Genomic DNA, 15,853 nt, shown 5'->3' on the forward strand with positions numbered 1-15,853 from the left:
AATCGAAGTAAATTTACTACTGAATATAGCAAAAAATAGAAGGAGGAATTTTAATTTGCTTGTATCTTGAATGGCTTCAGTGTAACATGGGTCATTTTTATGTCTTCAAGGGACGCAGTCTTTCCACCCACGGAATAAACCTTTCCGTCCTCTGCCCTGACATAGAATGTGTTTCTGACAAATGGAATTCTCTCCGTTCGATCAACAATTCCCTTTATGTGTCTCTTGTCTTCGTGGTAATATCCTTCAACGGTCGCTTCAATTTCATATAATTCCTTCTTAAAGCAATCTATTGCATCACAAGCTACCCATACGTTACAAAACTCCCATGTCTTGGAAGGATCAAAATTTTTCAGTATCTTTGCCTCCTTCCACAGAGACTGGTTGAAGTAATATGACATGACATGTATCAAATCATCCTCTTCCAGATATATACCGTAGTCCTTTGAACCTTCGTCCCCCTGTACAGTTATTAAACATGACCTTCTGTCAGATATTGTCATCTCATTTCCATGCCCGGGGGAATATCTTAAAAGAACCTTACCATCGAAATTAAGTGAATTTATCTCTTTCTGGCTTCCAACATATACCAGCATTAGAATGCTTATTCCCCTCTTTGATGCCTTTATTACTTCTTCCTTAATTTCTGAAAGTCTCTGATATTTTATGGAAAGTATCAATTCAGAGTATGTTTCACTGATCATATTGAGAATTTTTTCTGTTATCCTTTCATCCTTTTCAACAACTGAAAGAAATGAATTGTAATTGCTTGAATACATCATCCTCTTCTGGACATATCTCTCAAGATTTGTAGAATAGGAATCAAGCCACTCCCTCTGACGACGCATTATTGTGGAAATTGGAATTGCTTTGTAGATTGTCTTTTTACCAAGGCTCTGTTCGATGAATCCCTTCTTTAAAAGTGATGTGAAAAGGTCATAAACCCTTGGCTGAGGAACACCCGTACTCTTGACAATTTCGGTGGAGGACATTGGACCTTTCAACACTAAACTTTCGTATATCTTTATTTCATATGTTGACAGACCAAATTTTGAGAGACCGTCAAAAATATCCTCTTCCATATCCATATCCCTATGTAAAAACTACCTAATAAGTTATCACATTATTCCTGCCTTTCTTCTCCAGTTTGGGAAATTGACACATCTGTAGTAATGATCCTCTTCTCTATCTGACTGAATTAATTCAGGATGGGCTTCAGAACAGAATGATTCGCTGAAAGGGCATCTGCTTATAAACTGACATCCTTTGTTTTGGGGATCAAAATTGGTTGGTGTTCCCTTTAATTTAATTATATTTTCCCTTCTCACCCCAATCCTGGGTATGCTCTTTGTAAGCAAATAGTTGTATGGGTGCATGGGGTTATTGAGAAATTCTTCATACTTCCCCTTTTCAACTAGCTCACCTGCATATAACATTCCAATTTCATCCGACATTTCATACAGAATCGATAGATCGTGTGTGATAAATATCATAGATATGTTCGTTTCCCTCTGTATTTTTCTTATGTCCTTCAATATATCGTGTTCCACGAGTACATCTAAGCCAGTTGTGGGCTCATCAAAAATTACCAGTTTAGGAGATAGAAGCAGGGACATGGCAATAACTGTTCTCTGTTTCATGCCTCCACTTAATTCGTGAGGAAAACTGTTCAGGATGGATTCATCTAGCCTTACCATTTTAACAGCTTCCTTAATTTTGTCCAAATTCTCCTCCGGATCTTTCCCATGTGCAATGAGAACATCAAAGAATTGATAGAGAATCTTCTTAACTGGATTGAGGGCATTCATTGCGGCCTGTGGAACGAATGAAATATCTACGGCCCTTATTTTTCTTAGTTCTGATGGTTCCATTTTGATTATGTCTTTTCCCTGAAATAAAATTTCTCCTGATTCAATTTCTCCCGGATATTTAAGTGAACGATATATGGCCTGCGCCAGCGTGCTTTTTCCTGAACCTGATTCACCAGCAATTCCAAGAATTTTTCCCTCGTGCACATCAAGGTTGAGATCATTTATTATCCTATTAAATCCGGATTCTGAATAATACCCAACTGATAGATTCCTCACACTCATTATAGAATTATCTGCCATTAAAATCACTCATAACCTTTTATAAGGGTCAGGGGCTGCCTCAATAAGCGCCCTGGTGTATGAATCTGATGGATTCTTGATGACGTCCTGCGTCTTTCCAGACTCTACTATTTTTCCATTATGAAGGACGTATATTCTATCAGAGATGACACTTACTGTGTTGAGGTCGTGAGTTATGTATATAACACTAATTCCAAGATTATCCCTAATGGAGCTCAATAGATCAAGTACCTCTATCCTGAGAGAAACGTCTAACATGGAAACAGGTTCATCTGCAATCAGGACCTTGGGATTTACAGCCAGTGCTCTTGCCAGATAGACCCTCTGCCTTTGCCCACCTGAAATCTGATGGGGAAATTTTCCACGGAAATAGGATGGAGGATTTAACTTTACCATTTCAAGAAGTTCGTCTATCCTCTCGTCTATATTTCCCTTATAATGTGTTAATATAAGTGGTCTCCTTATATGCCAATCAACAGTGTGATATGGATCTAAAGAAGCATATGGATCTTGAAATACCATCTGGATATCTGACCTATACTTTTTGAGCTTTCTTCCTTTGTAATTTGTAACATCCTGATCTAAAAAATATATTTTTCCTTTAGTTGGCCTGTAAAGGAGTACGAGAACCCTGGCGAGTGTGCTTTTCCCACTTCCGCTTGCTCCAACTAAGGCCAGTATTTCCCCTTCATTTAAATATATGCTCACATCTTCAAGGGCATTAATTGTATTACCTGAAACCAGTCCCTTTCTAACTAGAAACTGCTTTACTATACCCTCAGTTCTCAGTATTTGTTGCATTTTTAATCTTCCTCCTTTTCTTGTTGTATACCCTAAGAGATGGATTTGCGATTTCATCTAGTCCAAAATTGAGAAGGATAAAGGAAAACATCAAGGCAGATATCATCAGACTTGGAGGCAATATCCACCACCACTGACCGGTTAGGTAAGCTTCATCATTTATGGCCCAGTATAACATGGTTCCCCAGTTAACCTGACTCAGATTTCCCACTCCGAGATACTCCACAAATGTGAGACCCATAACCCCATACATCGCAGTGAAAAAGAAGTTTGATACTATAACTGGCATAATAGCCTTTATTATCTGACGGAATATGATGCTGATTCTTGATTCACCAATGAGGATTGAAGATAATATATAATCCCTCTTAGACACAGATAGTGTTACTGATCTGAATGTTCTTGCACCAAATGCCCACCCTGTTATTATAAGAATGAGAATCGTGGGTATGTATCCAAGATTCTCCTTTAAACCGAGAAAGTAAGTTCCGAATAACATAATCAGTAAAACACCTGGAACGACCAGGAATATGTTTACTATTGAGTTTATTAAATCGTTAACTCTCTTTGAGGCAAAACCAGATATGACTCCAACGAAAACAGATATTAAAGTACCCATAATTCCAACGGCGAAACCTATCATTAGAGTTGGAGCTGCTCCGGCAAATAGCTGGGAAAAAACATCCTGACCGTATCCAGTGGTACCAAGTAAATTCACTGAGTTGGGTGGCAATGATTTCTTAAAAATATAGGCGTCTGGGTTGTAAGGTGTAAAAAATATTCCTGCAATTGCGAAAACTCCTATTGCCATTAAGAGGAAAAAACCAAAGGTGGATTTACCGTTCTGAAACAATATACCCAGATACGACCTTATCTTCCCCAATATTCCTCTCAGAATGTTTATTGAGTCATTTTTTTCAATGATACCCATTTCATTTATTTTATGCATATTAAGCACTCTCCTGCCTTATTCTTGGATCCAAAAATCCATAAAGCAAATCGACTATGAAGTTCCCGACCAGAACCGCAATTATAACCATCAAAAATATACCTTGCATTAGGGGATAATCCAGGTTGTCTATTGCCGTAATCATGTACATTCCTACTCCAGGATATGAAAATATTGATTCTTCAATTATGACTCCGCTCATGGATAGACCAATAGACATGGAAAAACCTGTTAAATTTGGAAGTATGGCATTTCTGTAAGCAATACTTTTCAACTGATAATCTTTCATTCCCAGACTTTCGGAATAATTTATAAAATCGCTATTCAGATTTGGAATAATATTATTTCTCATTCCCAGAGTCCACCCTCCCAAGGAGGTCAGTACAATTGTAAGAACAGGAAGGGCTGCATGGTACATTACTGAAATTATGAATGGAATGGATAGACTTTCATTAAGAGTATAACTATATGCTCCCCCAAGTGGGAATAACTTTCCATCCACTGCAAATATGTCCAAAATTATGAATGCCATCACAAATGCGGGAAAAGACGCCATAAACATGCTGAATACATCTACTGTAAGATCCTTCCATGTATTTCTGTTAATTCCACCATATCTACCCATCCTGTTTCCGATGAAGAAGGATATTGAAATGGAAGTTATGACCAGAAACAGTGTCCATGGCAAGGCCTGAGAAAGAATTGTTGAAACAGAAACCGGATAATAGGTTATGGATACGCCCAGATTCCCATGAAAAAGATCGTTTAGGTATGAAAAATACTGTTGATAAATTGGTGCGTGGGAAAGGCCATATTCAGCCTCCAGCTGATGGAGATATTTTGGATTTACTGCCCCTCCTGACTCCTTTACAACATCTTCATAGATAGTTTCAGCAGGATTTCCAGGAATTAATCGGGGTAAGACAAAATTTAAAGTTATAGCACCAAATAGAACAATTACAAAAAGAAAAATTTTATTTATAATATATTTTATGGGAATTTTCAAACATACCTACCTTCATTCTTTCGCTTTCATCTTCTTTGATCTCACCCATCCGAATGATGCAACTGCTGCAATTACCACTACAACCACTGCGGCTATTATGTAGTAGTCAGTGTTGCTAATTCCGGTGCTGTTAGGAGCATTACTTTTCACATATAGATGCAACAGTACTACCTCGCTTGGTCCAGGGTACCAAGGCATGGGTATCCAATAGGGATGTGCTGCATTTGGCCATCCACCAATGGTCGTGTTGACATATTCATACCAGTCTGCTGAATAGACCAGTGGAACAATGGGCATTTGCTGAAGCATTATTGAGGCCATTCCATTTATATCAGCTTCCTGGGTTGCATTTGTAACCGCTGATGGGAAGTTGTTAAAGTACTGCTCAAACTGTGAGGAGACATTCCATCTCTCGGGATTAATGTATGCATTCTGCCCAATTGGAACAACGGGTCCCTGAATTCCACTGTAATCATACCATGGGTTCGGGCCGATTCCAGTATCCACATCCAGAGCCATTGTATAGTTTCCATCTGTAACATCTCCACTAACCACGGACTGTGTTGGAGTTGTTGTTGTCACTGAAATGCCGATCTGCTTTAGATCCGCTGCAATAATTGTTATATCGGTATCCCAATCAGAGTATCCAGCTATGGACATGAGATTCAGATTGGGCACAGGTTGACCGTTTGGAGAGTAAAGTGTGCCTGACTTAAGAGTAAAACCGTGGGATTCCAAAAGTTGCAAGGCAGCTGATGGATTATACTGTGCTAACTGATTTGCCATCTTTGTATTTGTTGCGTTAAGATATGACATCTGCTGTTGGAGTATGTTTGCCGCATTTGCAGGCGTTTCATATCCATATTCTCCTATGTTCATTATGGCCGTTCTGTTTATTGCAAGACTGATTGCCTGCCTGAAATAGCTCAAATTTAGTGGGTATATCAGGTTGTTCAGAAGTAGTGTAACCGGCTGACCAGGTGGATACCAGTAGTGATTATGTGCCGGGTTGTTAGCTACAAAGAGCTGAGTAACATTGGGCTCAAACACAGATGCCCACTCTACCTTACCCTCAGCAAGAGCCAATGAAAGTGCGCTGTTGCTTGTGTAATCAACATATACAACGTGATCGATCTTAGGCTCGTTTGGCTGCCAGTAGTGAGGATTCTTAACAAGTACTATTTTTTGCGGAGAGAAGGATTGTATCATGTAAGGACCTGTTCCTATTGGGTTTGTAACTGTTTGACTTGCAGGATTCTTTACACCCTGCCATACGTTCTGAGGTATTATGACCGTTGAACCTATGTAGAATAGATATTGGGTCTGTGGCTGTGTGAAGTTGAATTCCACCTCGTAGTTGTTAATAGCTGAAATATTACTGACTGTTCCCCATTCTCCGTAGTCCTTCTTTTCCGTGTTGAATGTGAATACAACACTTGAAGCGTTGAACGGTTCACCGTTCGAGAATGTAACATTATGTCTCAGATCGACCGTAAGATTCCTTCCACCGTTCAAGAAATGGTATGAAGTTGCAAGCCATGGAATTACTGTTCCATTATATGTATTAATCTGGAAAAGTGGTTCATATATGAAACCCATTATTCCTGCTGGTGTGCTCCAGATGTTGAATGGATTGAAATTGTCTGTAAAAGCTGGCGTAGGTCCAGGAGATAAATATAGTGTAGAGTTTGCCGTACTATTCGACGTCTGAGGTGTTGCAAAAATTCCACCACCAGAGTTGTTTCCATAGGCAGAGACCGCTATTACAAACATTGATGAGAAGATCATCAACATGGCTGCGGTTACTGCTAATATTATTTTCTTTTTATCTTTTAAAGCCATGAACATTTTGACTGAATGTCTTTATTTAAATTTATTCAAAATTGCCATACTATGTGATATAGTATGTTCTTTATGAAGAATATTGTATCGCACATCGGGTATCAAGAACTCTGGCTTACTTGCTTTTTGAAGTATTTCAAAACCATCTAAACCCAGCGAACCAGAAAGTGCTGTTAGATTAATTATATTCTATAATGAGATATTAATGGAATATCTTTTCATATTTCTTGAAGTTTGTATTTTCATAGAGTCAATAACATATATATAACAAGCAGAGCAGCTATACAAAGTATTAGAATACCTGCTATTAGCTCGTTAGCGGATCTTGGTCTGAATGTTCCACTTTCAATGTTCCGCTTATTTGTGATGAATGAACGCATTGCCATCAATTGAAGAAAACCACCTGAAATTACAAGGATTACACCAACTCCAGTTGAGAGGTGATAGGATGTTTTCGGTGCATTGGGCACCAACTCTTTTATAATTATACCAAACTTTGCGACAACAAATCCAAGGGCGATAATTGCTATACCTGTTCTTACCCATGCTAAGTATGTTCTCTCGTTGGCCATATGATCAGTAATCTTATTTTGGTTGAATTCCTGTGTCACATTATTAAAAGGGAAACCCCCTTAATAAAAAATTTGTTTTGCCACTCTTGCATTTAGATACCTACTTTCTCTTTATAACAAAGTGAAATAAACAATAATACTTATTAACAATTTAGTAATAAAAAATTGTGTCTACCGAAGATATTTTGAAAACATTGACTGTGGCAAAATTAATGGAGATATGTGCAAGTGAGAATATTAGTAACATTCCTAAGAAAATAAGAAAAGACGACCTCATAAAGATCATGCTAGAACAAATTCCGACCCATGAATTAAGTAAGTATTTGGAGAAGAAGGAAGAAAAAAAATCCGACGATGAAATGGTGGCCGTCAAGGAGGAAAAGAAAAACGAAGATAATTTTTACCGGGAGAAAGTGATACTTGAATTGCAGAAGCACAGAATTCACAGGATACTCCTCAATGAACTCGCAGAAAACTTAGGAGAGAAAATTCCAACTGGAAAAGGAATTCAACTCTATGATGGAATGAGTGATAAAATGCTAAGGGAATTAGAGAAAATATTTCTGAAACCCAATGAAAAAGAGAATAACAGAACCTTCACAATGATATGTTCTAACTGGTTGATTTTTAAGGTAAAGGAAATCGAACAAATAAAAACAGGATATGAAATAGACGATAACGCGAAAGTTGACGTAATAGCCTTTGATGTTGAAAATCTGCCTTACATAATGGCCGAGTGCAATCTAAATGGAAGCATTGACGAACATGTAATAAGTGAAACGATTGCCAAGGCTAGCAGATTGCTCGATGTTTACGGAAAAAACCTGGCAAAAAAATACAAGGAAGCATGGATGAGGATATACTTCTTTAGTAACGATGAAAATGCCTCAAAGTTACTCAACATAATTAAAAGGGAAGGTAACATAGACGAATACGGTGAAATGCACATTAAAAGGGGCATTTTCAAAGTAGACTATAATTTAAAATTTCACGTTTATTCCGTAAATGAAGGAAAATTTCATGGTCTTCTCTTTTAAATAATTAATGACAAACTAACAAAATTATTTCAATAACAAAATATAAAAGAAATTTAATATATTTTAATCATGCTGCCATAATTTTGTCTGTTATATTTCCTACAAAGACCATTTTTACATCTGATCCCTGACTCGCCTTAAAACCAACAAATATTCCATATATCCATATCAGAAATGAGATGAGGTCTATAATCAGAACGATTGCTTGAACTAGAGAAACAGCTGAACTTATTGTGCTAAAGGACGTACTCGTTGAAAAAGCCTGGTCCATAACCATTGCCGATATAACCCTGAGGATTATGAAAAGGATAATTAGAACAACACCCTCAACGGATGACTGATACATATGATAGCGATCTCTTCTTTCTAGATTTGTGAAAAGTATGGCCATTGCAATTGCCCCGATTATAGGCAATAAATATAGGATTATGAACCAGAAGGGATCAGGTTTGCCTTGCATTGAAGCTCAAATATACATCTATATTTAATTATTTCTATACAGATTCCACTTCTAAGAAATACATTATTAAATATATACAAATAGCCAAAGTTATAGTAATTGCAAACATAGACTCCTCATTGACTATTTGATCCCAACCTTTTGAGCCCATCTAAAATTATATTATTTTTATCTTGATTATATGAGCGATTTAAAATATAGATTGCCAAATGACATTCCTAAGTAAAAGAATAAGGTAATTGAAAAGAATAAAAAAATTTATTTATTTACCAGTTAATTTAATTCCAGGACCAACAGGAATTGTGTTTGGTCTTATGCTGTTTATTACAATTGCGAAACTTGTGTATGCTGCAAAGAATGCCGCAAGTATGCCAAAATAGCCCCCAAGATGTGTCCAGGTGTTGCTTGAATATATGGCTCCAATACCCAATGTAATAAAGGCAAGCCAAAGTGTTAAGAATGTAAGATTAAGTGTGGTATTAAGCATTATGGCCCCGAACCACATATACAATGTGAATATTCCCCAAAGTATTAGAGACCATCCAATTGCGCTTGCAGGTAATACTGTTAAAACATGCATATCTGCAAGAATATTAAGAAGGGCATAAAATTCCCAAAATGCCCCATAACTGGTAAAGGCGGTGAATCCAAAGGTATTCCCACGCCTCATCTCCCAGGATCCTGCGATAAGCTGAGCTAAACCACCATAGGCAACAGCAAGTGGAACCACAACGTTTACACCGCCAGAACTGATTAGACCAGCATTGACAAAGCTCAGAAGAAATGTGGTAAATGCAAAACCCGCTAAACCAAGAGGAGCAGGATCTGCTGCCAGAGCTTTACTGAAGGGATTGTCCTCAATTGTATCACTCATTTTTCCCACCCACAAATATATGGATTATAGTGTTCATAAAAATATAAAGAGGTAATATATTTAACCTTTTTCTAAGCTTGGGAAAGTATTTGTAATATTTTCTTAATGATCGTATATGTCGGAAAAAGATGAAATAAGGGAAGTTCTTCCAACAGGAGAAAAGTTTCACCCAGGAGTTGGCTCTTATGAAAAGGCTTACAGGGAATCCTTAGAAAACCCAGATGAATTTTGGTCTCGATCTGCTACTATTGTGGAATGGGATAGAAAATGGGACAGAGTTCTTGATGACACCAACAAACCTTTCTATAAGTGGTTTGTGAACGGGAAACTGAATGTGTCATACAATGCGGTGGACAGGCACGTTATCTCTCACAGGAGAAATAAGGCGGCCTACATATGGATTGGAGAGAAGGGGGAGGAGAAGATAATCACTTATGATGGCCTTTACAGAAGGATAAATAATCTTGCATCCGCCCTGCTCAATCTCGGAATCAAAAAGGGAGACAGAATCCTAATTTATCTACCCATGATTCTTGAAGCACCCGTTGCAATGCTTGCGGCAGCAAGAATAGGGGCTACCTTTTCATTTGTTTTTGCTGGATTTGGAGCGTCTGCAATTGCCGAAAGAATAGAAGATGCAAAGGCAAAGATTGTAATAACGGCCGACGGAGGTTTCAGAAACGGAAAGATTGTTGAACTTAAAAAAATAATGGATGAGGCATTGGAACAAACATCCAGTGTGAAAAATGTTATAGTTGTTAAAAGGACCGGCCATAATGTGCTAATGGAAGAAGACAGAGACATCTGGTACCACGATATAGTTGGGGACAACATGACCTATGTAAAGCCTGTACCAATGGATTCAAATGACCCACTTTACATACTTTACACGTCTGGAACAACAGGAAAGCCAAAGGGAGTTGTCCACGGAAATGGTGGCTATTCGGTTTGGGTCGCAAATACATTAAAATGGGCTTTTAATCCTGATGAGGATGACAGATGGTGGTGCGCAGCAGATATTGGCTGGGTAACAGGACATAGCTATATTGTTTTTGCACCTTTGATACTTGGACTCACGTCCATAATGTATGAAGGATCTATAACATACCCTGAGCCAGACAGGTTGTGGGAAATCATTGAAAGGTATAGGGTTAATATTCTTTATACTTCACCTACTGCCATAAGGACGCTTATGCGTTTTGGAGAGAAATATCCAAAAATGCACGATCTTTCAACCCTTAAGGTTCTGGGTACTGTGGGTGAGCCTATAAATCCAGCTGCCTGGAAGTGGTACTATGAGAATATTGGGGGATCGAAATGCCCAATAATTGATACTTACTGGCAAACTGAGACAGGAGGATTCGTAATTGCCCCGGCCAATGGACTTGGGCTTCCCCCATTAAAACCTGGATCAGCAACATTTCCGATGCCGGGAGTTGATCCAGTCATCCTTGATGAAAATGGAAAGGAAGTCCCGCCAGGAGAAAAGGGTTACATAGCCTATAGAAGACCCTGGCCGGGGATGTTCCTCACACTGAATAATGATCCTGAACGATTCAAAAAAGTATATTTTGAGAAGTTCAATGGAATGTATTACTGTGGAGACTATGCTGTGAAGGATTCTGAAGGATACTACTGGCTACTTGGCAGGGCAGACGAAGTGCTGAAGGTCGCTGGCCACAGACTGGGCACCATAGAAATCGAAGATGCGCTTATTTCTTCCCATGAAGTGGCTGAGGCTGCGGTTTTTGGTAAACCGGATGAAACAAAAGGAGAATCTATTGTAGCCTTTGTAGTGATTAAGGACCAATTCAAAGGAAACAACGAAATAGTTTCCACATTGAGGAAGAGAATAAGGGAAGAACTGGGACCAATATATGTTCCTGAGGAGATTCACATCGTAGATACCCTTCCCAAAACAAGGAGCGGAAAGATAATGAGAAGAGTCGTTAAGGCAGTATTTCTTGGTGATGTACCTGGGGATATAAGTACACTGGAAAGTTCAGCCTCCGTTGACGAAATTAAGTCAGAAATGGAGAAATTCAGAAAAGAAACGTCCAAATAGGGTCGCTGTAAACAACTTGTAAAGTCTTAATTTGACAACATAGAAAAAGTCGCACATCTAAATATTTTATATCTTTTTACAATAGGACTAAATGGTCAAGGAATCCTCACTTCTTACAGTTACAAAATCCCTAAGATCCTTTATCTTTATTACTATGGCAATCAGTTCGCCATACTTCCTCTCGAAGTTCAACTTCAATGCCTTTGAAATAGGTACAGTTCTTTTTCTTAGTATTTTCTCATCAAGCATATTTGTTGCAATCTATGGGAGGAGTAGAGCCTCATTACGATTTCGTTCTATGCTGCTTTCCTCTCTTTTGATCGTGGGGTTTACAATGCTCATAATCTTCCCTAACCCCATTTTCTATGTGATTGGAATTATTATTGGTGGTATTTCGCTCAATGGAAGGGATCTGTCTGCTTATCAGCCTATCGAACAGTTTACCATAAGCCACTATGAAACTGATCAGCACTCAAAAAACCAGGCATTTTCAATTTACAATTTTGGATCCTATGCTGCTGCCTCCATTGGAACACTCTTACTGTTCCTATCAGGATCCAATATTTCCTTTACCAACATATTTATGATAAATCTAGGTCTATCTGTCTTGCAATTTATTATATATCTTTTCGTTAATTTTCCAAATTTGGAAAATAAGAAAGAAAAATCCAGAGTTCCAGAGAATATGAGAGGTCATGTTTTCACACTAACCGCCCTTTTTTCCATGGATTCAATAGGTGGAGGATTGATTACAACCTCAATGCTTACCCTATGGTTCAAAGTCGTCTATAAGGTTGACTTGTCAACTGCAGGATACATATTTCTGATAGTAAACATTCTAACAGCGTTCTCAATACTCATATCGTCAAAGATACAAACACGCATTGGACTCATAAGAACTATGGTGTTTACACACCTAATAAGTAACGGTTTTCTTCTCCTTATGCCCGTATTACACAACCTTATTTGGAGTGAAATGTTTCTATATCTTAGACAGACTACAAGCCAAATGGATGTTCCTGCGAGGGACAGTTTCATTAATACATTCATTCCAAAGGAAGCCAGAATTGCAGCTAACTCCCATTTTACCTCTGCAAGATCTGCATCACAGATTCCTGGGCCTCTATTTGGAGGAATTGCCTTAGAATTGATGCCATCTTCACTCATATTTATAACTGGTGGAATTAAGGCTCTGTATGATCTGATTTTATACAAGAAATACTCTTGGTTTGCAACATAACTTTATGATATACCATAAACCAGAGGGTAAAAAAAGCGAGAACACAAAGATACATTGATTATTAGTGAAAACAGATAAATGTGTAAAGGATGTGAACCGATCTCTCAGATAAAGGAAACAGATTGATATAGTCAAAAGTGTTAATGGGTAGTGATCATGCCTACTTTTGGAGACTCTTACCGAGGCTATGCGTGAAAGGAAAAAATACTCCACTGATAGTAAAAATAGAATGCGGGTTATGATAAAAAATTCTAATTCAAGAAATCGGGTAATCCTAATTTTTAAGAGGATTGCTGCAGATTATACTTTGGCCATAGGACTTTTCGACTTGTAATCTTATTAAGTTTATGAAGAACTCTCCTATCATTCTAGGTTAGCGAAATTATACTGTTAAAAAAAGTAGTGCTATATATTCTATAAAGAGCAATTAGTTAGGTATAATCGGGAAATGCCAGAAAATAACTAAGGGATAAAATTTTATGAAAAACTAAGGTGAAAGTGATGATACTTGTTTGAGACAATGAAATTAAGCACATAAGAATGAAACCTGAAAATGCAAAGATAATGATTGAGAAAATTACAGACATAAGCAATAGGAGTTATGAATTCAGGAATAAACGGCACAATCTTGAGAACATAATGTTTGAGAATGTCAGAGAATTTGGTAGATACTTATTATGAAAGGTCAAAGAACTTGAGTTTAAAATACCCGATATTATGATATCAAGAAATGATACTACTAATACCAAGGACAGAGTAATGGGAATTGAACCTTATAAACGGAAATATTTGAAGATAAACAGATCAACGCTATGGTAACAAAAGAAAAAGATTAAAGAGGTAAAAACATTAAACTTTATAAAAGGGAAAAGGTGAAGAATTAATGACAGAAATAGATTTACCGAAATTTGATGAATTTTTGGCCCCTATCCTTAGATATTCTCTTGATGGCAAGGAACACGAATTATCAGAGACTTTAGAAGAAATGTCCAAACAATTCAATTTAAGTAAAGAGCAAATTGGCCTTTTAATGCCGAACGGAAAAAGAACTTATATGTATGAAAGGATATCTTGGGCTATAACATACCTAGTTCAAGCTGGTCTATTAGTAAGGACAGATCGTTCCAAATTCGAAATCTCAGAAACTGGAAAAGAAGTAGCAGAAATTTTACCTAAAAAAATAAAATGGACTTATTTAGAAAAATTCCCACCTTTTAAGGAGTTCAAGGAAGTTAGACATCGAAAGATAAAGGTTAAATCAATTGATAAAGATATAGAAGAAGACTTTGAAATCTCTCCGAACGATACTCCTGACGAGGAAATTGAAAAAATATTTGAAAAAAGGAACAAAATGTTAGAGAATGATTTATTAGGCACTTTGAAAACCGTAAAACCTGCAGATTTTGAGAGAATTGTAATTGACGTGATGCTCGCTCTGGGTTATGGAAAGAACTATGAGGAATTGGCAAAAGTTCTTGGTCAACCAAATGATCAAGGAGTAGACGGTGAAATCTCACAAGATAAACTTGGATTTGATAAGATATATCTTCAGGCAAAGCGTTATGGCAAAGATAATGTTGGCCCTGACAAGATTAGAGATTTTATAGGCGCTTTGACTACTAAACATGCCAAAAAGGGAGTATTGATAACTACAGCTAAATTCACCAAGGAGGCCATTGACACTGCCAAAAGGGATACTGACCATAGTCTTAAATTAATAGACGGTAATGAATTGGCATCTATAATGATTGAGAGTTTGGTAGGGATCAGAGAAATTCAAAAATATTCCCTAAGAGAAATAGACAAAAGTTATTTTGAATCTTTGTAGGGAAAGGTATAGAATATGCATGAACATATTCTCACAAAAAATTATAATAGTTATTTTAAAAGAACCTTAAAGAGGATTTCTAATAACCCCCTCATTAAACACCGTATCATTTATTCATGAAACACCCATGTTACAGTATGAGTGACCCCTTTGACGAAGTTCTCAGGGGGAAATAAAGATGGTATTTTGTAAATGGTCCACTTGCATTTACAAAGGAAAAATTAGACCGGGATTCCTTTCCTCCGCTTCTTAATGATCTATGTCATAATGATGCGGATAGGGGAAAAATGTCAAACATTCCCGTGAAACCGTGGTTAAGGTTCTCTACCTTCAGAGCCTTTACAACCCAACAGATGAATAGGCTGAGAATGAGATTTATGACAGGATATCCTTCATAAACTTTAATGATTATCCTGATCAGTACCCGGATGCAAGAACCATATAGTTATTCCGTGAAAGATTATCAAAAACAGGAGAGATCGAATCATATGGAATGAGTTGCAGAGACATCTTGAATCAAAAATATCAAAGTTAAGAGGGGATCTGCAAAGAATGCAACATTCATCATATCATATCCTGGACATGTGAAGCGTGATGAACCGGGATGAGACGGAAAAACAAGAAGATCAAAGGATGTTTCATTCACCAAAAAACAATGAAACATTCCCTAATACAGAATACTCAAAATTGCTGATGATAGCATTCCTGTTCCATTAATAAGATGCTATATTGTATCAACAGCAAAAGGATCGTGACATAACAATGGATCGACCTGTAAAGAATCTTTAATTATCCATTGAAACCATAAGAAGGAACATGCGGATATAACCTGACTTTCCGAATCTTTACCACCATTAATTTCTGATTTGCGGCTTTATTACTGGTTCATGAACAGGGAGAAAGCTTATTAATAATGGTGGTATTTCTCACCATTACATCAAAGAATCAGGTAATTGAAAAAACTGTCAACGGAAAGATATACGTCTATGAGAGGGTGCCATACTACAATCCCAGAATCAAGAATACAAGCTACCACTACAAATATGTTGGAAGGAAGGACAATGGAGA

At 37.4% G+C, this 15,853-nt stretch carries 13 protein-coding genes; 4 read left to right on the forward strand and 9 right to left on the reverse strand.

Going from position 1 to position 15,853, the window contains the following annotated elements:
* Positions 1 to 50 precede the first annotated feature (50 nt).
* From ACNF42_RS03180 to ACNF42_RS03210, 7 genes are all read right to left on the reverse strand, one after another.
* Entirely contained in the window at positions 51 to 1,082 is a 1,032-nt protein-coding gene (locus tag ACNF42_RS03180; protein ID WP_443338905.1) for a TrmB family transcriptional regulator, read from the reverse strand.
* Positions 1,083 to 1,118: 36 nt separating this feature from the next.
* Positions 1,119 to 2,111, reverse strand: coding sequence for an ABC transporter ATP-binding protein (locus tag ACNF42_RS03185; protein ID WP_443338907.1), 993 nt, complete (start codon positions 2,109 to 2,111; stop codon positions 1,119 to 1,121).
* 9 nt (positions 2,112 to 2,120) lie between these two features.
* Complete coding sequence (locus tag ACNF42_RS03190) at positions 2,121 to 2,912, reverse strand: ABC transporter ATP-binding protein (protein WP_443338909.1); 792 nt, start codon at positions 2,910 to 2,912, stop codon at positions 2,121 to 2,123.
* Complete coding sequence (locus ACNF42_RS03195) at positions 2,890 to 3,861, reverse strand: ABC transporter permease (RefSeq protein ID WP_443338912.1); 972 nt, start codon at positions 3,859 to 3,861, stop codon at positions 2,890 to 2,892. The genes ACNF42_RS03190 and ACNF42_RS03195 overlap by 23 nt, the downstream gene beginning before the upstream one ends.
* A 1-nt stretch (position 3,862) precedes the next feature.
* Complete coding sequence (locus ACNF42_RS03200) at positions 3,863 to 4,867, reverse strand: ABC transporter permease (protein ID WP_443338914.1); 1,005 nt, start codon at positions 4,865 to 4,867, stop codon at positions 3,863 to 3,865.
* 12 nt (positions 4,868 to 4,879) lie between these two features.
* Positions 4,880 to 6,709 (reverse strand): ABC transporter substrate-binding protein, encoded by a 1,830-nt coding sequence (locus tag ACNF42_RS03205; RefSeq protein WP_443338916.1) that lies wholly within the window; start codon positions 6,707 to 6,709, stop codon positions 4,880 to 4,882.
* 242 nt (positions 6,710 to 6,951) lie between these two features.
* Positions 6,952 to 7,281, reverse strand: a complete 330-nt coding sequence (locus tag ACNF42_RS03210) for a YidH family protein (protein WP_443338937.1) — start codon at positions 7,279 to 7,281, stop codon at positions 6,952 to 6,954.
* Positions 7,282 to 7,448: 167 nt separating this feature from the next.
* Here ACNF42_RS03210 and ACNF42_RS03215 point away from each other — a divergent pair, with 167 nt between their 5' ends.
* Positions 7,449 to 8,318, forward strand: a complete 870-nt coding sequence (locus tag ACNF42_RS03215) for a hypothetical protein (protein ID WP_443338919.1) — start codon at positions 7,449 to 7,451, stop codon at positions 8,316 to 8,318.
* A gap of 67 nt (positions 8,319 to 8,385) precedes the next feature.
* Here ACNF42_RS03215 and ACNF42_RS03220 read toward each other — a convergent pair whose 3' ends face one another.
* Together ACNF42_RS03220 and ACNF42_RS03225 are read right to left on the reverse strand one after the other, a co-directional pair.
* Positions 8,386 to 8,778 (reverse strand): hypothetical protein, encoded by a 393-nt coding sequence (locus ACNF42_RS03220; protein ID WP_443338921.1) that lies wholly within the window; start codon positions 8,776 to 8,778, stop codon positions 8,386 to 8,388.
* A gap of 262 nt (positions 8,779 to 9,040) precedes the next feature.
* A complete protein-coding gene (locus tag ACNF42_RS03225; RefSeq protein ID WP_443338924.1) occupies positions 9,041 to 9,652 on the reverse strand; it encodes an acetate uptake transporter in 612 nt (203 codons plus the stop codon).
* 115 nt (positions 9,653 to 9,767) lie between these two features.
* On the opposite strand from ACNF42_RS03225, the gene acs reads away from it, so the two are divergent.
* From acs to ACNF42_RS03240, 3 genes are all read left to right on the forward strand, one after another.
* Entirely contained in the window at positions 9,768 to 11,717 is a 1,950-nt protein-coding gene (gene acs / locus ACNF42_RS03230; RefSeq protein ID WP_443338927.1) for an acetate--CoA ligase, read from the forward strand.
* Between the two features lie 91 nt (positions 11,718 to 11,808).
* Positions 11,809 to 12,957, forward strand: coding sequence for an MFS transporter (locus ACNF42_RS03235; RefSeq protein ID WP_443338929.1), 1,149 nt, complete (start codon positions 11,809 to 11,811; stop codon positions 12,955 to 12,957).
* A gap of 883 nt (positions 12,958 to 13,840) precedes the next feature.
* Positions 13,841 to 14,785 carry a restriction endonuclease gene (locus tag ACNF42_RS03240; RefSeq protein WP_443338932.1) on the forward strand — a complete coding sequence of 315 codons (945 nt, stop codon included), beginning with the start codon at positions 13,841 to 13,843 and terminating at the stop codon, positions 14,783 to 14,785.
* Positions 14,786 to 15,853: the final 1,068 nt, after the last annotated feature.

The organism is Cuniculiplasma thermophilum, assembly GCF_052315355.1.
GTDB lineage: Archaea > Thermoplasmatota > Thermoplasmata > Thermoplasmatales > Thermoplasmataceae > Cuniculiplasma.